13 protein-coding genes and 2 pseudogenes are annotated in these 22322 nt (G+C 34.6%); 13 read left to right on the top strand and 2 right to left on the bottom strand.

What is annotated here, in order from left to right:
* Nucleotides 1–118: 118 nt before the first annotated feature.
* The 4 genes and pseudogenes from ACXX8U_RS05810 to ACXX8U_RS05795 all read left to right on the top strand — a co-directional run bounded on the left by ACXX8U_RS05810 (nucleotide 119) and on the right by ACXX8U_RS05795 (nucleotide 4642).
* On the top strand, nucleotides 119–1420 hold the full coding sequence (locus ACXX8U_RS05810; RefSeq protein WP_458565022.1) for a glycosyltransferase: 1302 nt from the start codon (nucleotides 119–121) through the stop codon (nucleotides 1418–1420).
* 275 nt (nucleotides 1421–1695) lie between these two features.
* Nucleotides 1696–3135, top strand: coding sequence for an FAD-dependent oxidoreductase (locus ACXX8U_RS05805; RefSeq protein ID WP_458565021.1), 1440 nt, complete (start codon nucleotides 1696–1698; stop codon nucleotides 3133–3135).
* Nucleotides 3136–3237: 102 nt separating this feature from the next.
* Nucleotides 3238–4043, top strand: a pseudogene (locus tag ACXX8U_RS05800) (DUF3822 family protein).
* A complete protein-coding gene (locus ACXX8U_RS05795; RefSeq protein ID WP_458565020.1) occupies nucleotides 4040–4642 on the top strand; it encodes an RsmD family RNA methyltransferase in 603 nt (200 codons plus the stop codon). Before ACXX8U_RS05800 ends, ACXX8U_RS05795 begins: the two are co-directional and overlap by 4 nt.
* A 46-nt stretch (nucleotides 4643–4688) precedes the next feature.
* Here the strand turns inward: ACXX8U_RS05795 and ACXX8U_RS05790 are convergent, their stop codons facing one another.
* Both ACXX8U_RS05790 and ACXX8U_RS05785 read right to left on the bottom strand, forming a co-directional pair.
* The gene (locus tag ACXX8U_RS05790) at nucleotides 4689–5246 is read right to left on the bottom strand and encodes a hypothetical protein (RefSeq protein WP_458565019.1); all 558 of its coding nucleotides are present in this window, start codon (nucleotides 5244–5246) and stop codon (nucleotides 4689–4691) included.
* 94 nt (nucleotides 5247–5340) lie between these two features.
* Nucleotides 5341–6264, bottom strand: coding sequence for a ketopantoate reductase family protein (locus ACXX8U_RS05785; RefSeq protein ID WP_458565018.1), 924 nt, complete (start codon nucleotides 6262–6264; stop codon nucleotides 5341–5343).
* Nucleotides 6265–6449: 185 nt separating this feature from the next.
* On the opposite strand from ACXX8U_RS05785, the gene ACXX8U_RS05780 reads away from it, so the two are divergent.
* From ACXX8U_RS05780 to ACXX8U_RS05740, 9 genes and pseudogenes are all read left to right on the top strand, one after another.
* Nucleotides 6450–7199, top strand: coding sequence for a LytR/AlgR family response regulator transcription factor (locus ACXX8U_RS05780; protein WP_458565017.1), 750 nt, complete (start codon nucleotides 6450–6452; stop codon nucleotides 7197–7199).
* Nucleotides 7183–10164: a sensor histidine kinase gene (locus ACXX8U_RS05775; protein ID WP_458565016.1), complete on the top strand. Its 2982-nt coding sequence runs from the start codon at nucleotides 7183–7185 to the stop codon at nucleotides 10162–10164. The genes ACXX8U_RS05780 and ACXX8U_RS05775 overlap by 17 nt, the downstream gene beginning before the upstream one ends.
* Nucleotides 10165–10536: 372 nt before the next feature.
* Nucleotides 10537–10635, top strand: a pseudogene (locus tag ACXX8U_RS05770) (YkvA family protein); the annotation flags it as partial.
* Between the two features lie 101 nt (nucleotides 10636–10736).
* Nucleotides 10737–10991, top strand: a complete 255-nt coding sequence (locus ACXX8U_RS05765) for a hypothetical protein (RefSeq protein ID WP_458565015.1) — start codon at nucleotides 10737–10739, stop codon at nucleotides 10989–10991.
* 400 nt (nucleotides 10992–11391) lie between these two features.
* Nucleotides 11392–12129 (top strand): outer membrane lipoprotein-sorting protein, encoded by a 738-nt coding sequence (locus tag ACXX8U_RS05760; RefSeq protein ID WP_458565014.1) that lies wholly within the window; start codon nucleotides 11392–11394, stop codon nucleotides 12127–12129.
* A gap of 63 nt (nucleotides 12130–12192) precedes the next feature.
* On the top strand, nucleotides 12193–15273 hold the full coding sequence (locus ACXX8U_RS05755; protein ID WP_458565013.1) for a WD40/YVTN/BNR-like repeat-containing protein: 3081 nt from the start codon (nucleotides 12193–12195) through the stop codon (nucleotides 15271–15273).
* Nucleotides 15274–15410: 137 nt separating this feature from the next.
* Nucleotides 15411–18242: an excinuclease ABC subunit UvrA gene (gene uvrA, locus ACXX8U_RS05750; RefSeq protein WP_458565012.1), complete on the top strand. Its 2832-nt coding sequence runs from the start codon at nucleotides 15411–15413 to the stop codon at nucleotides 18240–18242.
* A gap of 368 nt (nucleotides 18243–18610) precedes the next feature.
* Nucleotides 18611–19339, top strand: a complete 729-nt coding sequence (locus ACXX8U_RS05745; protein WP_458565011.1) for an LOG family protein — start codon at nucleotides 18611–18613, stop codon at nucleotides 19337–19339.
* A gap of 175 nt (nucleotides 19340–19514) precedes the next feature.
* Nucleotides 19515–22280, top strand: coding sequence for a gluzincin family metallopeptidase (locus ACXX8U_RS05740; protein ID WP_458565010.1), 2766 nt, complete (start codon nucleotides 19515–19517; stop codon nucleotides 22278–22280).
* The last annotated feature ends 42 nt before the right edge of the window (nucleotides 22281–22322 follow it).

Raw genomic sequence — 22322 nt, 5'->3', positions numbered from 1 at the left:
AACAATTACACATGAAAACGCAAACCTTACCAACAGCAAACCCAATCTTTGAAAGAACTAAAAAACAGTTTTTACAACGCCAAAAATTTCGCAAACAGTTTTAAAAAATCGATTGGTATTGGGCACTACAATTTTGATGTTACTCATCGGCGCATCGACAGTTTATGTATTGCAAGATGATTTTTACAATTTCAACGAAAGTAGAATGGACTCTAATTTAGGGTTTGCCTTTTTAATGGTGACTCTTGCGTTACTTGCTTTTAAATCAATCTACTTTTTATACACTGTATATTTGTATTTGACCTACAAACCTATCGCTTCCGTTACAGATGTACTACTTCCTACAATAACCGTAATCGTTCCAGCATATAACGAAGGACATTTGGTTCACCAAACTTTATTAAGTATTGCTGGCAGCGATTTTCCAAAACATAAATTGCAGATTTTAGCGATAGATGATGGAAGTAAAGATGATACTTGGTCATGGATGCAAAAAGCAAAACAAACCTTAGGTGATCAAATTGAAATTTTTCAGCAACCAGAAAACAAAGGAAAACGTCATGCTTTGTACCGTGGATTCCATTTAGGAACGGGCGACGTTTTTGTAACCATTGATAGTGATTCTATTATTGAAAAAGATACACTTCGTAACTTAGTAAGTCCTTTTGCAACTGATGAAAATTGTGGAGCTGTTGCAGGAAATGTGCGCGTATTGAACAACAAAACAGCTATTTTACCAAAAATGCTGAATGTAAGTTTTGTGATGAGTTTTGAATTTGTACGCTCTGCAGAAAGCAGACTAGGCAGCGTGTTGTGTACTCCTGGCGCTTTGGCAGCCTACAAAAGAACAGCTGTTTTTAATTGTTTACCAGAATGGATTAATCAAACTTTTATGGGAACTCCATCGGATATTGGCGAAGACCGTGCTATGACCAATATGATCTTAAAACAAGGACAAAAAGTACTTTTTCAACGCAATGCGGTCGTTTTAACCGATGTACCTGAAAAATACAAAGCTTTGTACAAAATGTTTATTCGTTGGGGACGCAGTAATGTTCGCGAAAACTTAGCAATGGCCAACTATGTTTTTACTAACTTTAAAAAAGAGTCTAAAACAGGAACTCGTTTGTTGTTTATTAACCAATTCTTGACCTTAGCGATGACTTATCCATTTTTGCTGTTCATGTTGTTTTTTATTGCAATACATCCATTGTTATTTGTAAGTTCAACTTTATTGGGAATCCTGTTATTTTCAACTTTCCCAGTTCTGTTTTATGCCAAAAAATACAGTATTTCAGAATCACTATGGGCGTACTCGTATAGCATTTTGTTTACTTTCGGATTGTTTTGGATTGCACCTTACTCGATTGCCACAGCGGGTAAAAGCGGTTGGTTAACGCGTGAAATTGCACAGAAATAAATCCAAAAATAGATACTTGTTTACTACGATTTTAAAATCACTTGGGTTACAAATCGTTTTCTTTATACCTACAAAGTCTTCTTAGCACTTAGCAAAGAAGACTTTTTTATGCATTTGCACTACTTCTTCCCAATAATTTTTATCTTAAATTTGCCTTTCGAAAATATGTGAAAACAGCTTAAAAGTAGATTTGATTTTGTGAAAATCAACATCAAAGTTTTATTATAGTTATTTTTATATAATACCACTAAATCAATACTTTAAAAAAATTTCAATTGATTTCAAATCCCAAAAAATGGATTTTTTGTACAGCATGTCAAGGTCGTGGCAAAAAAAGTAAAGGCCTTAGTGACAAAGCCAAACGCGCGTACACAAACGCGCTTCAGCAATTCGAAAAGGAATCTCGAAAAGGACCCATGCCACAACCTCCAAAAGCTCATTTGCATAGTTGCGCTACTTGTCAAGGCACGGGAATTGTTGAAGGCGCAGCGTTTTTAGCTGCCGATTACAAAACCTTTCCTACTGTTGCCATAATTGGTGGCGGCATTGGCGGCGTTGCTCTTGCAGTTGCTTGCTTACACCGCGGCATTCCGTTTACTTTGTACGAACGTGATATTAATTTTCAGGCCAGATCTCAAGGATATGGTTTGACTTTACAACAAGCCAGCAAAGCCGTTAGTAGTTTAGGAATTGAAAACCTGTCTCAAGGCATCAAATCATCAAGGCATGTTGTTCATAATACAGAAGGCCAAATAATTGGAGAATGGGGTGCTCGAAAATGGCTAACAGAAGATGTGAAAAACAGTGGCAAGCGTTCCAACATTCATATTGCTCGACAAGCTTTACGTAGTGCTTTATTAGAACAATTACAAGACCATCAATCAATACAATGGAACCATCAATTGATTGGATTTAAAGACTCTGGAGATGCAGGAATCGAAATTCGCTTTCAAGTTGAAGATCAAATTATAACCAAAACAGCACATCTTGTTGTTGGTGCTGACGGTATTAGAAGCACCGTGCGGAAACTGCTTTTAGGAGACCAAATCGCCCCTTTACGCTATTTGAATTGTATTTTAATTCTGGGTATTTGTTCGTTAAAGGACAATCCATCAATTCAAGATTCATTGCTAGATAATGCTACCGTATTTCAAACAGCAAATGGCAACGATCGAATTTATATGATGCCGTATGACAATGATTCGGTGATGTGGCAATTTAGTTTTCCGTTAGCCGAATTAGAAGCGATTAGACTCAGCGAAAAAGGTCCCGTAGCACTAAAAGCCGAAGCTTTGGAGCGAATGCAATGGCACCATCCTATTCCGGCCATTATCGCTGCTACTCCTGAAAATTTAATTTCTGGATATCCTGTTTACGACAGAGCTTTGTTGCAATCTTCGGATTTGCATCACGATAATATTACTCTTTTGGGAGATGCTGCCCATCCTATGAGTCCGTTTAAAGGACAGGGAGCCAATCAAGCACTACTTGACGCAGTAGCTTTGGCACAAGCCATTCACTCAGCTTGTTTGGGCAACGAATCTTGGCGAGAAATAGGTTTACGACAAGCTGTTTTACAGAAGTATGAAACCGAAATGCTTAAACGTAGCGCGGTTAAAGTAGAAGATTCAGCCGCAGCCGCAAAATTTTTACATTCAGATTTGGTTCTTTTGGAAGCAGACTCACCGCGAGGACGAATTTTAAAAAAGAAGTAGCAATTTCCGGCAATTAGAATCACTTTTGATTTCACTGCTTTACAATCTGTTTCTTTGTTTTAAAATTTGTAAGTTTGCCTTCTCGAAAAAAGGCTTTGCAGTATGATTATTACCGATAAAATTCATAAAAAACTTTCTATTCAAGTTTCATTAACGGGGCTTTCCTTTTGTTGTTTCGATACTTTAAATAATACCGTTTCGTCTTTTAACGAAATTCATTTTGATGTTTTCCCTAAAACGACAAAAATCGAAGAATTATTTGCCGATGCTTTTACCAAACATCCTGAATTACGTGATTCGTACGATGAAGTGCTTGTAATTCACAATAATAACTTGGCAACATTTGTACCTGAACCTTTGTTTGATGAGCAATATTTAGGTAGTTATTTGCAATACAATACCAAAGTATTCGAAACTGATTTTTTTGCTTTTGATGCTATTCCTGCTTACGAAATAAATACCGTTTTTATTCCGTACGTAAATATTAATAATTTTTTTATTGATCAATTTGGAGCTTTTAACTACAAACACGCAAGTACCATTTTAGTGCAAACTTTGCTTAATGCTTCGAAAACCAGAGGGATAAAAAAATGTTTGTCCATGTAAGTGCAAGTCATTTTGAAATTGTAGTAGTGCAAAATCAAAAATTACTTTTTTTCAATTCATTTGAGTATCAAACTCCTGAAGATTTTATTTACTACATCCTATTTACTGCAGAGCAGTTGCAGCTAAACCCCGAATATTTCACTTTAGAATTAATTGGAGCCATTACCAAAGAAAATCCGCTTTTTCAAATAGCGTACAAATACATTCGAAATGTATCGTTAATTGATGTGGAAGATTTGCGTTGGAATAATTATTTCACTGAAGCTGAAAACCGAAACCATTTTATACTATTCCATTCATGAGAATTATTTCAGGAAAATACAAAGGGCGACGCATTTTTCCCCCAAAAGGACTACCTGTTCGACCTACAACCGATATGTCTAAAGAGGCATTATTCAATGTTTTAAACAATCATTTTAATTTTGATAGCCTTAAAGTACTGGATCTCTTTGCAGGAACGGGCAACATTAGTTACGAGTTTGCATCTCGCGGAAGCACACCTATCACTTCTGTTGATGGCGATTTTGGTTGCATAAAATTCATCAAACAAGTAGCTGCCGAATACGATTTTAATATTGCTGCTACTAAAAGTGATGTTTTTGCTTACCTAGAAAAATGCAAAACATCTTACGATATTATCTTTGCGGATCCGCCGTACAACTTGGATCAAAAAACATTTGAGCGCATTGTGGCTTTAGTTTTTGAGAAGCAATTGCTTAATGAAGATGGTATGATGGTTATTGAACATTCAAAATACACCAAACTCGATCACATGATGCATTTTTCTTTCCAAAAAAGTTACGGAGGATCGATCTTTAGTTTTTTCGAAATTGAAAGTGATGAGGATGATGACCAAGACGATGTTAAGGTAATTCCCTTAAATCAAGGAGAAGAAGAATAAAATTACCATAAAAAAAAGCGCTCTGTCAGCGCTTTTTTTGTTTTCATTATTTACCGATCACCCAACCAAGTGTAAAATTGATAACTGGTATGACATTGGAGTCGGAACCTTGAAAGTTATACCCTATTCCGGCGCTTAGATCGAGATTAAAATTCTTGTTATAAGTACGTTGAAAACCCCAAGCTGGTGCAAGTGTAAAAGATGATTGTTCAGGTAAAAAGTTTTTGTTACTATTGATCGATTCAAAATTATAAACTCCCATTAACGTCACAAAACTTCCTGTATTATGCGCTGTAGTTTTATTATTAGCAGCACGTTTATCAAGATTATAATAATGGCGAAACTGAGTGTCTACGTATGGATAAAAACTCCAAGTATTTCCAAACATATTTGAAGTATATCCGTACCCCGAACTTATTTCGGCGTATAAGGTGTTTTTAGAACTTAAACCATATTCGTACACCAAACCTGGTAATAGTACATTAATTTTAAATTGACTTTTAGCTACGGAGGGTATGTTCTGAGCAAAAGAGTTAGGAATTGTCAAAGTCATAAAGGCCGCTAAAATAAAAGTTTTGCTATTTTTAAAATTTTTTAATGGCATTGCGAATTCTTTTTTAATTATTTTTTTAATGGATAATTTCAGTTTTCAAACCTACTAAATTAAAGTTCAAAAAATCAGAATTTTACACTATTTCTTATTCTCTAGTTAGTTTGTTTAAAATTATTTGATAGTTCGGAGTTGGAGTTCCATATTTTACCCCTTCAGCAACCACATACTCTGTGAGTGATTTCACTTCTGTAGTTTTTCCAGCTAAAAAATCTCGATGCATCGATGATGTATTATCTTGTGGTGACTTCTCGAGTTTGATAATGGTTTGAGAAACAATATCTTTTGTTAAGGTAATCCCTTTTGCAAAAGCAACAGTTGAGATTTCATTTAGTAAGGCGATGTAAAGTTCTTTATTGCTATGATTATTCAAAATACCACTAATATTTTCATTTAAATACGATGTTGCTGAAGCTAAAGCCGAAATAAAAATAAATTTTTCCCAAACCGTTTCCTCGATATTTTCAACAAGGTAACTTTCGATTTTTGCATGTGTAAAAATAGATTGCAATGCTTCTAATTTAGAAATTGGTACAGTTGGAGAACCAAAAAACAATTTTTCATACGAACCAATTTTCTTAATATTCCCAGGAGACGTAATCATTGCAACAATATAAACACAAGCTTGTAAAATTGTATTTTCAGGAAATAATGTTTTAATGCGCTCCGTTGCATCAACGCCATTGTATAAAGGCAGAATCATAGTTTCTGAGGTGGTACAATCTTTTATTGAGGCGAGACTGTTTTCAATATCATAAGTTTTTGTGGCACAAATAAGAATATCTAGAGTTCCAATTTCTGCTGGATTATTGGAGACTAATGCAGGAAACACAATGCTTTCAGTAGTAACTGTAGTTATTTTTAAGCCATTTTGTGCTATGCTGTTTTTAGTTGCACCACGGGCTATAAACACAATTTCAATCGTATCTGAATCCCTGTAAGCCTTGGCTAGCAATCCACCAAAATAGCCGCCTACGCCACCAATTCCTAAAATACCAATTTTTGTTTTCATTTACTAAAATTTTCCTTTGATTATGTCTTTTACAATTTCAAATATATCTCAAAATTTGTAATAAACTTCTATTTTTTTAGGGTGCAAGAACCAATCAAAATGATAACTTTGCCGTATTACCAAAAAAAATATTACAATTTCAGGTTCATTTTAATTTAAACTAATTTCTACAACTTTTCTGTTTTATGGTACTGAACGCTATTATTGTTGATGATCAAAAAAATTCGAGAGAGCTTATTAAAAGTTTCTGCGAATTGTATAGTAATGGAGTTATTCAAATTGTAGCCCTATGCTCTTCTGTTAATGCCGCATTAATAGCTATCAAAACCCACAAGCCTGATTTAGTGTTTTTAGATATTGATATGCCCGAAAAAAATGGTTTTGAATTAATCAATAGTTTTGATTTACTGCCTTTTGAAGTGGTATTTGTTACGGGACATGCCAATCAATATACAAAAGCTATTGAAGTAAGTGCCATGAATTATTTAATGAAACCCATAAACCCATTAAACATAAAGGCCATTGTTCAACAATTCGAAAATAGAAACACATTGGCTAACACTGTAAACAGAAACGAAATCCTAAAGAATAATTTGAAGGAAAATCAAACTACTATTTTATTCCCATCGAATGACGGTTTTACGGTAGTTGATATAACTGAAATCATAAGTTGCCAGTCACAAAATGGAACTGGAAAATGTACAATTATAACAACAAACGACACCATTGTAATTCATAAATATTTAAAAGATGTCCTGTTATTGTTGCCCGAAAGTAGTTTTATCAAAGTTAGTAGCAGCGCTATTGTTAACAAGCGAAAAATCGTTTCCTTCAACAGCAAAAATTATACTTTAAAAATGACAAATGCTTCCCTAATTAAAGTTTCGGAATCTAATTATAACAAGACTAAACTCATAGATGCACTTACCAACTAGATCATTCATTATCATTACCTATTTTTTTTCAATTTATAGTGTAGCACAATACAAGCCTTCCATCAATTATAATACTTCAAATGGATTACCTAATAATGCAGTACGGGCATTGTTTTTAGATAATAATGAGGACTTGTGGATTGGTACTGAAAATGGGATTTCGAAGTTGGAAAATGGAACCTTTTCAAATCTAATTTTACCAAAAACAATAAAAAATAACAGTTGTTGGGACATAACTCAAGATCGCAACGGCAACTTATGGTTTGCTACTTATGGAGGTGGTGTGTACAAATATGACGGTTTACAATTTACTGTTTTTGATAAGCAAAAAGGCTTGCCATCGTTACGAGCTCGAAAAGTATTGGCTTATAACGACAAAATTTATGTAGGTACAGAACTAGGAATTGCAATTATCGACACTAAAACCAATGCCATTGTAGTCCCGAAAGGAATTGTACCACATTTTGGAGTGTTCATAGTTACTGATTTTGTGATTTACAAGAATGAGGTCTATTTTTCAACCTCAAATGAAGGGATTTTTAAAATTGTAACTAATAAAAACAAAGCAGAAATTGTACCTATACATCAATTTAAATATACATACAGTTTGGGTTTATTTGAAGGAACTTTATTCAGCGCCAACAAAGGATTCCTACAATCCTTTCCATTGGATAAGTTAATACAAAATCAGCCAATTTCAAAATCTCTTGGACAATCTACCTTTTGGGATTTTACTGCAGATAGTGATCGTAATCTTTACGCAGCTGCTTGGGGTGTGTTTGACAACAGCGGTGGTTTGTATGCAATTGCGAATAACCAAATGAAGAATATTTCGGAATTGTATGGAATTGATTCTAAAAATTTATTGAATGTGGTGCACGCTCGTAAAAAAAACATTCTATACGTAGGGTCAAAGGACAAAGGAATATACGAAATTCAGCTCGATAAAACCATCAGCTGCAACCCATTTGAAAATAAAACGATAGTGGATTTTACTACGATCGTAACAAAAAAAGTGATACTGCATCAGGATGGAGTCTCCTTTTTAGAAAAAGACAACACCATCGCTACTTCAGTTTCATTAACTGATTTTAAAAATGCCGAACTAGCTTATATCCAAAATTCAAAACAAAAACTGCCTTCACATGCTGACGGTTATTATGAATTAAATTATAAAATACCCGCAAACCAAATCGAATTTTACGAAATTATAAAACATCAAAAATCGTTGTGGATCAGCAGCAACATCGGTATATTTGAGATGAGTTTTAATGGTGAATTAATCAATTACGTACCCATTCACAGTTATAAAATTGGGTTTACCTATGATCAGCAATTTATAGAAACGATTCCCTATGCAGGAGTTCGTGTATATGATGATCTTACTGGTTTAAAAGCCAAACATTTCTCAGAATTTAACACAAATACCCCTTTGGACGTAGTTGGAATTTTAAATTCAAATGACAAAACCTATTTCATCTCAGTGTTTCAAGGATTGTTTGTTTATGAAAATAAAACTTTTAAATCGCTGCTAAAAGAAGGAATTTGGAACGAAAGCAAACTCAAATTTATTACTCAAAACAAGCAAGGAAACTTAATTATTGCATCTGAATTTGGTGCTATTTATGTAATTGATAACACCAAATCTTTTAAAATACTAAAAACAATTCCAAAAAATCAGTTGATCGGTACTACAATCACGTTTCTAGAAAGTTTCCAAGACTATATTTTTATAGGTACCGAAAAAGGAATAAACTGCTATCATAAAGGAGTTATGCAGTTATTCGATAAGGAACAAGGGCTGAAAGATGCCGCCATAACTAGTTCGTATATTTTTGAAAATCAATTGTGGCTTGGCACTAAGAAAGGTTTTTACAACATCGATTTAAAGAAAATTACAGCAACTAAAAATTCTGTTACGGATATCAAAATCAGTTCAATTGCCATTAATTCGGTTCCTATTGATCCACAAAACTACCGTTGGTTTTCGTATCAATCCAATCAATTAATTACAGATTATGAACACAATACAATCGCATTAGACTTTGTACCAAAAGGACATTCGTTCCCAAACAAATTAAAGTTTAGATACCGCTTAAAAAAAACAAATCGATGGAGTCCTTATACAGAAAAGCCATTCGTTTATTTGTCTTACTTACCAAATGACACCTACAATCTAGAAATTGAAGTTTTAGATTTACATGCCGGAAAAACAACGCGTTTTACTATTTTAAAAATTATCATTCAACCTCCATTTTGGAAAACAGGAATGTTTTATAGTGTAATCGGAATTCTTATCATTTTAGGAGCAGCGCTATTAATTTTCAGAATAAAGAAACGAGCCCAACAAAAAGCAACAACCGAAAATCAACTTGCTAAGGCAAAGCTAGAAGCCTTATTAAGTCAGATGAATCCGCATTTTACATTTAATGCTTTACAAACCATTCAAGGTTTTGTTTTTAATAATGACAAACTAAATTCTACAATTTATATTAGCGAAGTTGCTAGTTTGATGCGCCAAACATTAGACAATTCTACCTTCCAAACCATAACAATTGCTGATGAAATTAAATATTTAGAGACCTACATTGCTATTGAAAACAAACTATTTAACAATCGTATTCAATTTAAAATTGAAGTAGATGAAAGCATCGATAAGTACCAAATAGAAATACCTACAATGTTATTACAGCCTTTTGTTGAAAATATTTTCAAACATGCTTTTGATGAAGAATCTCCCCACCCTTCTTTCACAATTGATTTTACAATTACGGTTGATCAGCTGCTTCAAATCCAAATTTCAGATAACGGTAAAGGCAACTCGAAAAACATAAATACGCACAATTCAAAAGGATTAAGCATTGCCAAAAAGCGCCTTCAAATTATGCAACCTAACAATGTTAATCCTATTCAAATCATTTTTTCAACCTCAGGAACTACAGTAATTATCCGGTTAATTATTTAGCTGGAAAAAAAATTATAACACAGATTACCCATTTTATAGCCTAGAAACCCCGATTTATAATTTCGGGGTTTTTTGTTATTTTAAGTTTTTTAGTTTTGACTGATAACCATAAATCAACAGTAAAATATGTCTAGTGTAGAAAGTAATTTAAAAGGAATTGAAAATAATTTCAAAAACTCAAAAGAAGAGGCAGAAAAGCTAATTCAGGATAGAGAAAAAACCAACAAAAAACTCGATGAAGCCTATAAAAAAGCATCTGAAAACAAAGGCAAATTGGAAGAAGTTTGGAATTATTTACAACTTTTTTTTTCCATTTCAAGGGACTATATAAATGGTAACTACAGAGAGGTTCCAAAAGGTTCCATAATTGCAATTATTGCAGCACTTATTTATTTCCTATCACCCATAGATCTCATACCGGATTTTATTCCTGTAATCGGTTACATTGATGATATTTTTGTTTTAGGATTAGTTTTCAATCAAGTTAAATCCGACTTGGATAAATATGAAGTTTGGAAAAAGAATACTTCTTTATAAGTAAAGTCTATTTAAAAAAAATAAAATACTTAATTATGCTCTTTCAATTTTTATTAGATATAATCGTTTTCTTTATCAAATGTTTAGTTTGGATCGTTGTCGTTTTGGCAGCAATTCCTTTTGGTATTTACATGTTTTTAGTGGAATACTTTCCTGAATTTACTTTAGCCTATGGTTTTGGGTTTTGGTCTGTTTTTTCCATTTTATCAATTATTGGCTTTATTGTACTATGGAAACCAATTATATGGATTGTTGGCATTTTACAAACATTAGGACTAGGAATGGAGTAAGATGTAAAGACAATAAAACCAAAAAACGCTACCTCAAATTAGCGTTTTTTTTATACCCCATTTTAACACCAACCTCGAAACTGTTGCTTCAAAAGAACCAATCAAAATGATAGTATTATTTTTCCACAATATTATTCCAAACTAAGACAGTAGTATTGAATTTCAATGGGCACCAAGTAAAATTTCATCAAAAATGAAACGACCATGAAAGCTCGGAATATCATCATTGAAATAATAACCGTTCCTGAGGCTTTCCTATATTAACTCAATACCCGTGATGCCTATTTATACAATTCAAAACCAATTATTCACATAAAAAAAGATTTTTGTAACAAAATTAACATAAGGTATACTTACATATCACAAATCATCTAACTAAAAATAACTAAAGTAAGACATTATGAAAACATTAAAAATCAGCGTACTAGCACTTTTTCTTTGTACAAGCAGTGCTTCATTATTTGCACAAACAGCAGATGAAATTATTTCAAAATACATTACAACCATTGGTGGAGCAGAAAAATTAAAAGCTCTGAAAAGTGTAAAGATGGAAATGGTGACTAACGCACAAGGAATGGAAATTCCGGTAGAAATTTTTCAAGAAAAAGGTGGCAAAATGGCAGTAAAACTTAATTTCCAAGGAAAAGAAATTACACAAATGGCGTCAGACGGGGAAACCATGTGGAGCACTAACTTTATGACTATGAAAGCTGAAAAAATGGATGCAGAAACTACGGCAAATGCTAAATTGAGTAGTGAAGATTTTCCAGAACCATTTTTAGACTACAAATCCAAAGGATATAGTGCAGAATTTATGGGTAAAGAAACAAAAGAAGGAACAGAATGCTACAAAATAAAATTTACCAAAAAACCAATCATGGTTAATGGTGTAAAATCTGATGATGTTTCTTATTACTTTTTCGAAACCGAAAACAATTTGCCAATTGCAGCTGAAACTGAGATAAAGCAAGGACCTGCAAAAGGACAAAAATCAACTTCAACTATGAGCGATTACCAAGAAGTAGACGGAATCTTTTTCCCATTTGCAATGAATCAAGGTGGCCAAGAAATGAAAGTTAAAAAAATTACTTTAAACCCTACTTTAGATTCTAAAATTTACGCTTTTCCAGCTCAATAATATCTGTATCAACAACTCAAAGTCCTTATTGCGAAATAAGGACTTTTTTTAACAAACATTTTTATGAAAAAAAGAATAATGTGGGTTGCTTGTATAGGCATACTATCTGCAACAAATGCTTTAGCACAAGATAAAATCGTCCTGAAAGGCAAAGAGCTTTTTGGTGACATTCAAGCCAGACACTTAGGTCCTGCTTTAATGAGTGGTAGAATTACGGATCTTGAAGTGCATCCTACCAATAATAAAATCATTTACACTGGTACAGCTGGCGGCGGTGTCTGGAAAAGTAATGATGGTGGAGCTTCATTTAATCCAATATTTGATGAACATATTCAATCTATTGGCTGTGTAGCTATTGATCCTTCGAAACCAGACCAAAACATTTGGGTTGGTAACGGAGAAACGTGGACTAGAAATAGTGTTTCAATTGGTGATGGAATTTATAAGTCGACAGATGGAGGTCAAAACTGGAAAAACATGGGATTGCCGAAATCAGACCGAATCAGTTCAATTGTTGTTGATCCTAAAAATAGTGACATTGTTTGGGTTGGTGTTCTAGGTGCCTTATGGGGTGATAGCGACGAAAGAGGAATTTATAAAACAACAGATGGCGGAACAACTTGGAACAAAGTTCTTTTTGTGGATAACAAAACAGGTTGTTCAGATTTGATTATCGACCCTAAAAACAGCGCCATAATGTATGCCTCATTTTGGGAATTCAGAAGAACAGGTTGGTCATTTAGTTCGGGTGGAACCAAATCGGCTTTGTACAAATCTGTAGATAGTGGAAAAACTTGGAACAAAATTCACACTGGTTTTCCTGCAGGTCAATTGGGAAGAATAGCCATTGCAGTAGCTCCTTCGAACTCAAACATTTTGTATTCGGTACTTGAAACAGAAAAACCAGAATTGAATGGTTTGTACCGCTCTGATGATGCTGGTGCCAATTGGAAACATCTAAATAATGATTTTGGTTTAGTGGTAAGACCTTTCTATTTTTCTAGAATTACGGTTGATCCAAAAAATCCTGAAATTGTTGTAAAAGGTGGTCTGAGCGGATCAATTAGTAGAGATGGTGGAAAAACCTTCAAAAACCTTGGAAAAATGCACTCAGACATTCATGATATCGTTTTTGATATTAATGATAGTAACAGAATGTATTGTGGTACAGATGGTGGTGTTTACAGAAGTTGGGACGGTGCCAATACGATGGAAATGGTCAGTAACATTCCTGTTTCTCAGTTTTATCACGTGAGTATCGACGATAAAGAACCCTTTAATGTTTATGGAGGTTTGCAAGATAACGGTTCATGGTACGGCCCATCAAAAAGTCCGGGCGGGATTGAATCTAGAGACTGGACAAGAATTGGTCAGGGTGATGGTTTTAGAGTAATCAAACATCCAACCAAAAATATCATTTATAGCGAAATGCAAGGTGCCGAAAATGTTTGGCGCTATAATACAGATACGCAAGAGTTGATCACCATTCAGCCATTAGCAGTTAAAGGCGATCCAAAATTGCGTTTCAACTGGAATGCTCCCATGGAAATAAGTAAAAAACAAGCCGATCGTTTCTACATGGGAAGTCAGTTCGTACACAAATCAGAGGATATGGGTCGTACATGGACCAAAATTTCACCCGATTTAACTACGAATGATGCTTCCAAATACAACACAGAAAAATCGGGTGGATTGTCTGTTGACAATTCTGGTGCAGAGAAACACTGTACTATTTTTACAATTGCCGAGTCTCCATTAAACGAAAAAGTGATTTGGGCCGGAACTGACGACGGTAATGTACAAATTACCAAAGATGGCGGAAAAACGTGGACAAATGTGGTTGCTAACATTGCTGGACTTCCAAAAAACACTTGGTGTTACCACATTGAAGCGAGTACTTTTGGAGAAGGAACAGCCTATGCCGTTTTTGAAGGACATGCAAAAAATGATTATACTCCATATACCTACAAAACGACCGATTTTGGAAAAACATGGAAATCAATTATTACTCCTGATGTTGATGGTTTTGTGCGCAATATTCAAGAAGATTTTACGAATGAAAACTTATTATTCTTGGGTACCGAGAAAGGTTTATACATTACTATAGATGGTGGCGCAAACTGGTCTCATTTTACCAATAAAATGCCTTCCGTTGCTGTGCACTACATGGAATTAAGTACTAAAACCAATTCGTTGGTTATGGCAACCCATGGTCGTGGGGTTATTATTCTTGATGATATTACACCCTTGCGTCAAATCAGTCAAGACGTTCTTGCTAAAGATGTTCATTTCTTTACTATGAAGCCAGCTGTGATTGAAGAGCAGTCAAGTTTTGGAACTACTGCAACAGAATTAGAGTTTGTGGGAAATAATCCATCATCAAGTGCTCAAATTATCTATTACCTAAAAAAAAGACATACTTTGGGTAAGATGGATCTTGAAATACAAGACGAACAAGGCAATAAATTGGTGTCGCTACCTGCAGGCAAACAAAAAGGAATCAACGTAGTAACTTGGGACTACAACATGAAAAACCCAAAAATTGCGTCTGGAAAAACAGTATCATTTGCTGGTTTTACTTCGCCACGTGTGCAAGAGGGTAATTATAAAGTAGTAATGACGAAAGGAAAAGAGACTTACACACATACTTTTAAAGTTCTAAATGATCCAAAAAGTAGTATATCTGCTGCTGATAGAGGGAAACAAAAAGAGACTACTCGAGAGTTGTTCAATAAAAACGAAGAACTAGCTTATGCAGTGTATGAAATTGACGAAACTGTAAAATTATTAGATCAATTAATTGCTAAAAATAAAGGTTTTGCTAAAAATGGTACAAAAATCAAAACTGATTTTGAGAATGTAAAAGCAAAAATGGTAGTTACTACGGGTGACGCCTACGTAGCTTCGGCAGAGCCTCAGTTAAGAGAAAAACTTGGAGAATTATACGCTTCTATTGCTAGCAACTTTACAGCTCCTTCTCCTTCACAGTTAGAAAATAAGGAATCGATTATGCAGCGCTTTGATAGCGAAATGAAGGAGTTCAAGACCATTAAAGCCAAAAATGAAGCTACTTATTTAAAACAAGCAAAAGAACAAAACATCCCGTTTGTTTTGAAAACATATGCAGAGTTTATAGCAGAATAAGGACATTTAAAACAAATTGTATCAAAAACGCTAACTACAATTAGCGTTTTTTTTATACCTCATTTTAACAGAAACTTCTAAACTGTTGCATCAAAAGAACAAATCAAAATGGTAACTTTGCTTTTTTGCAAAAAATTATGCTAGACAAAGACAATACCATTGAAGTTCAAGGCGCTCGCGTTCACAACTTAAAAAATATAGATGTTTCCATTCCAAGAGAAAAACTGGTTGTTATTACCGGCCTTTCTGGATCTGGAAAATCCTCCTTAGCTTTTGATACCATTTATGCCGAAGGGCAACGCCGTTATGTAGAAACGTTTTCGGCTTATGCGCGTCAATTTTTAGGTGGATTAGAACGTCCTGATGTCGATAAAATCGACGGGCTTTCGCCTGTGATTGCAATTGAACAAAAAACAACTAGTAAAAGTCCTCGGTCTACGGTAGGAACAATAACTGAAATTTATGATTTCTTACGTTTGCTCTATGCTCGTGGTGCCGATGCCTACAGTTACAACAGTGGCGAGAAAATGGTTTCTTACTCTGATGAACAAATTAAGGATTTGATCATTCAGGATTTTGCAGGAAAAAGAATCAATATTTTGGCACCCGTAATTAGAGCTAGAAAAGGACATTACGCAGAACTTTTTCAACAAATTGCCAAGCAAGGTTTCTTGAAAGTTCGTGTCAATGGCGACGTACTTGATATTACTCTTGGGATGAAACTCGACCGTTACAAAACACACGACATCGAAATTGTTGTGGACCGAATGGTAATTGAAGATACGCCAGATAATGCCAAACGTTTGATGGAAAGCATCAATACCGCCATGAATCAAGGTGAAAATGTATTGATGGTACTCGACCAAGATTCGAATGAGGTGCGTTATTTTAGTAGAAATTTGATGTGTCCTAGCACGGGGATTTCCTATCAAAATCCGGAGCCTAATTTATTTTCTTTCAATTCTCCAAAAGGAGCTTGCGATCATTGCAACGGACTCGGAACTGTAAATGAAGTCAACAGTAAAAAAATTGTTCCAAACCCTAAATTATCTATCAAAGCAGGTGGTTTTGCCCCTTTGGGCGAATACAAAAGCTCTTGGATTTTTAAGCAATTGGAAACCATTGGTGAAAAATTCGGTTTTAAATTAACTGATGCAATTGAAACCATTCCTGCAGAAGCGATGGAAATGATTTTGAATGGTGGCAAAGAAAAATTTAGCATCGAATCGAAAACAGCTGGAGTTACTAAAGAATATAAAATTGATTTTGAAGGAATTTCGCATTTCATAAAAAATCAATATGATGAAAGTGGATCGGCGACAATCAAGCGATGGGCAAAAGAATTCATGGACGAGATAAAATGTCCGGTTTGTGAAGGTTCTAGATTAAAAAAAGAAGCCCAATTCTTTAAAATCAACACTAAAAATATAACCGAATTGTGCGACATGGACATTTCGGATTTGACTGCTTGGTTCAAAGATTTAGATAACCATTTATCTGATAAACAGCAGCGTATTGCCACTGAAGTAATCAAAGAGATTAAGGATCGATTGCATTTCTTGATGAATGTAGGTTTGGATTATTTGGCTTTAAGCCGAAGCTCGAAATCACTTTCAGGAGGTGAGGCACAACGTATTCGTTTGGCAACTCAAATTGGTTCACAGTTGGTTGGTGTATTGTATATTTTGGATGAGCCAAGTATTGGTTTGCACCAGCGTGACAATGAAAAACTGATTCAATCGCTAGAGCAGTTGCGTGATATAGGGAATTCAGTGGTTGTGGTTGAACATGATAAAGACATGATAGAACGCGCTGATTATGTGATTGATATTGGACCCAAAGCCGGAAAATACGGTGGTGAAATCATTAGTAAAGGAACGCCTGCCGAAATCTTGAAACACCATACTATTACAGCGATGTACATGAATGGTGAAATGAAAATTGAAGTTCCTAAAAATCGAAGAGAAGGAAACGGAAAATTCCTAAAATTAACTGGAGCAACTGGAAATAATCTAAAAAACGTTTCAATTGAGTTGCCTTTGGGTAAAATGATCTGCGTGACGGGAGTTTCAGGAAGTGGAAAATCGACTTTGATCAACGAGACGCTCTACCCTATTTTGAATGCGTATTATTTTAATGGTGTTAAAAAACCACAACCATACAAAAAAATTGAAGGTTTAGAGCATATCGATAAAGTAATTGATATTGACCAAAGCCCAATTGGAAGAACACCACGAAGCAATCCAGCAACTTATACTGAAGTTTTTACAGAAATCAGAAATCTGTTTACGATGACTTCTGAAAGTATGATTCGGGGATACAAAGCGGGTCGTTTTAGTTTTAATGTAAAAGGAGGTCGCTGTGAAACCTGCGAAGGATCTGGTGTTCGAACAATAGAAATGAACTTTTTGCCAGATGTGTATGTGGAATGCGAGACGTGCCAAGGAAAACGTTTTAATAGAGAAACACTAGAAATTAGATACAAAGGAAAATCCATTTCGGATGTATTGAACATGACTATTGATGAGGCGGTTCCTTTCTTTGAAATGATTCCGAAGATTTACAGAAAAGTTAAAACCTTACAAGAAGTTGGTTTAGGATATATTACACTTGGCCAACAAAGCACTACACTTTCTGGAGGTGAAGCACAGCGTATAAAACTTGCAGGAGAATTGTCTAAAAAAGACACTGGAAATACGTTTTACATATTAGACGAGCCTACGACAGGCCTCCATTTTGAGGATATTAGAGTGCTGATGGAAGTGATTAACAAACTGGTTGATAAAGGAAACACCATATTAATTATTGAACACAATATGGATGTGATTAAACTGGCTGATTACATCATTGATATTGGACCTGAAGGAGGTAAAGGCGGCGGTCAGTTGATTGCCAAGGGAACGCCTGAAGAAGTAGCGAAAAGTAAAAAAAGCTATACCGCTCAGTTTTTAAAGAAAGAGTTGGTTTAATTCCCCTGTTTTGGATGGGTGCCCGGAATGTTATTAACTTAAGAGTTTATTTGTCATTCCGACGAAGGAGGAATCTCTGTTTGTTGCTCACTTTTATTGAGATTCCTCCTTCGTCGGAATGACAAAATCATGGGGATTATTCCTTAAATTAATGACATTGGGCGGTGACCCCTTTCAAGGAGGTGAATAAAAAAGTGGTAAATCAGTAAGCTTCAGTTTTAAAAAAAGAATTACTTTAGCAGGCTCGATTTTTAGCCCTGATGGAAGTGGCATCCTTTTTATTTTTTTCTTCAAAAAATAAAAAGATAGAACGGACAGCAGGATAAAGCTCCTGAAAAAAAATAGAAAAGATAATTAAAATACAGAATATGAGATTAGAAGATTTTGATAATGATGAGGATAAAATAATCCAAGATAGTTTAAAGCAAAAAACTTGGAACGAGATTAGATCAAACGACAGTTGGGCGATTTTTAAAATCATGTCCGAGTTTGTAAATGGGTACGAAAGTATGGGGCGTATTGGTCCTTGTGTGTCTATTTTTGGATCGGCAAGAACAAAACCCGAAGATCCGAATTACTTATTGGCAGAAAAAATTGCTTACAAAATTAGTAAAGCGGGTTACGGCGTGATTACAGGCGGTGGTCCTGGAATTATGGAAGCTGGTAATAAAGGTGCGCATTTAGGAGGTGGAATCTCTGTAGGATTGAATATTGAGTTGCCATTTGAGCAGCATTTTAACCCGTATATAGATAACGACAAAAACTTAAACTTTGATTATTTCTTTGTTCGAAAGGTAATGTTTGTGAAATATTCGCAAGGATTTGTGGTTATGCCGGGAGGTTTTGGAACATTGGATGAACTTTTTGAAGCAATCACATTAATTCAAACCAAAAAAATTGGAAAATTCCCGATCATTTTGGTAGGAAGCAGTTTTTGGTCTGGGCTGTTAGAATGGGTAAAAACGGTGCTTGTAGAAAAAGAAAAAACAGTGAGTCCGCAAGACTTAAACTTAATTAAGATTGTTGATACCGAAGATGAAGTGGTAGCCGTAATTGATGCCTTTTATAAAAAATACGATTTATCTCCTAATTTTTAATACTATAAAGAAGCTGATCACAACAGCTTCTTTTTTTTTGGTAAAATTTGACTTGTATTAAGCATTTGTATGCCATAATAAGTATATTTATTTTTTAATACAGCCCTACCCGATTTTGAAGAAATTATTTTTTACCACACTTTGCCTCCTAACTGTTTTGTTTCCCGCTCAAATGATGGGACAACAGGAATCTAAAATACAGCTCACATGGCTTCCGGAACTCAAAAGTTTTGAAGTTAGTCAACAAATTAGTTTCACAAATGAAACAAAAGACACTTTAAAATCGATTGTTTTAAACGATTGGAATCATGCGTATTCTAGTAAAACTACACCTTTAGCCAAACGATTTTCGGATGAATTTTACAGAGGATTCCATTTGGCAAAAGAAGAAGAACGCGGCAGTACTCAAAACCTGAGCATTACCAACTCAAATCAATTACCACTTTTTTGGCAGCGACCAGAGAAACATCCTGACTTGATAGAAGTTGTGTTATTGCAGCCATTATTGCCGGGAGAAAAAACAACACTTTTACTGCGTTACAACAGTAAAATTCCGAATGATAAGTTCACCAAAATTGGTTATAATGATGCAGGTGGTGTCTATTTAAAAAACACTTTTTTGTATGTGGCACGCTATGAAAATCATGATTTTGTACGGTACAGCAATTACAATCTTGATGATGCGGCCAACGCCATTACTGACTTAGAAGTTGTTATTGCTGCACCCAACAATTGGATAATTACTACCGATTTGAATGCTAATAAAGCAGTACAAGACCAAAACTCTGTTTATCAAGGAACAGGTAAAAACAGAACTGATTTCACGCTCAGCCTTCAACCCAAACCTAGCTTTTATAGCTACAACAATACTTTGGTTAATGTTTGGACCGACTTAAAACAAAATAAAGTTGATGACATTCAGAAAGCCATAAGCGTAGACCGCATTGTTCAATTTACTCATTCTTTTTTGGGGACTTATCCGCAACAAAACATCATGGTTTCGCAAGCCGATTACGACAAGAATCCGTTTTATGGATTGAACCAATTGCCTTCATTTTTGAGTCCGTTTCCAAATGAATTTTTGTTTGAAATAAAATTTTTGAAAACCTATTTGAACAGTTTTTTAAAAAATAGTCTGCATCTTGATCCAAGAAAAGACACTTGGCTTTATGATGGTTTACAAGTATATTTAATGATGCAATACATTGAAAACTATTATCCGGATAGTAAACTGATTGGTAGCTTAGCAAAGTTAAAATTGTTAAAGCCTTTTAGTCTAGCCGATGTAAAGTTTAATGAGCAATACAGTTATTTTTACATGCTGATGGCGCGCAAAAATTTAGATCAAGCGCTTGGAGAAACCAAAAGTTCCTTGATAAAATTTAACGAGCAAATTGCTAACAAATACAAAGCTGGCTTGAGTTTAAAGTATTTAGACTCGTACCTGCAAAACAATGTGTTGCGCAGTACAATACTTGAATTTTACCAAAATCATCAAACAAAAAATAGCACTAGAACTGATTTTGAAACCATTTTAAAAAGTAAAACATCATCTAATTTAGATTGGTTTTTTAATACCATTATCAACTCCAGATCGATTGTTGATTACAAATTTAAAAACGTTACATCAACCAAAGACAGTATCACCTTTTCGGTTAAAAATAAAACAGGAACCCAAGTACCTGTGCCAATCTATGGCTTAGCAAAAGGGAAAATAGTTTATCAAAAATGGTTCGATTTCAAAGCCTGTGACACCACAATGACGATACCGCGCCAAGCAATAGACAAAATAGTCATCAATTTAAATAACGAAGTTCCTGAATATAATTTACGAAACAATTGGTATAAACTGAATGGTTTTTTTCCAAATAACAGACCTTTGAAATTTGCCTTTTTTAAAGATTTAGAGGATCCTTACTTTAATCAAATTTTGTTTTTACCTTCTATATATTATAACTTTTATGACGGTTTAACGCCCGGATTACGTTTGCATAACAAGACTATTTTAGACAAGCCGTTTACGTTTGATGTCAATCCGTCCTACTCAACAAAGTCGCAAAATTTGTCTGGTGCTGCGGCCTTCGTAGTTAATCAAAATATTAGAAGTAGTAATTTGTTTAATATAAAATATGGTCTCAGCGCCAACTACTTTAACTATGCGCCAGATGCAAGCTATTTGCGCCTTAATACTTCGGTACAAATGCGCATTCGTGAACCTAATTTTAGAGACAACCGCAAACAATTTATTTTATTAAGACAAATTAATGTAGATCGCGAAACAAGTGCTTTTGTTAACGATAATTCTCCAAACAATTATTCAGTACTTGATTTACGATACAGCAACAACAAAACCGAGGTCACCAATCACATTAATTTTACTGCGGTAACCCAATTTTCAGGAAAATTTGGTAAAGCCACCGCTGAAGTTGAGTTCAGAAAATTATACGAAAACAACCGCCAATTGAACTTGCGTTTGTATGTTGGAAGCTTTTTATACAACAAAACCGATTCGGATTATTTTAGTTTTGCTCTCGATCGACCAACTGATTATTTGTTTGATTACAATTATTTAGGACGATCTGAAAGCAGTGGCTTATTTAGTCAACAATACATCATTGCCGAAGGCGGGTTTAAATCTAAATTAGATACGCCATTTGCTAACACTTTTTTAAGTAGTTTAAATGCTAGTGTTAGTATTTGGAATTGGATCGAAGTGTACGGAGATGTCGGTTTTTTAAAGAATCGAAGCCAAAAAGAACGTTTCGTCTTTGATAGTGGTGTAAGATTAAACTTGGTTACAGACTATTTTGAACTCTACTTTCCGGTATATTCTAGCAATGGTTGGGAGATATCATCGAATAATTATAACGAAAAAGTACGTTTTATCGTAACATTTTCGCCTAAAACATTAATCAATCTTTTTAGCCGAAAATGGTTTTAATCGAAATTAAAGAGTGCTTTTTATTGCGTAATTATCATTTTA

It is taken from the genome of Flavobacterium sp. GNP001, from assembly GCF_054343775.1.
This window is presented reverse-complemented; position numbering and strand designations above follow the sequence as displayed.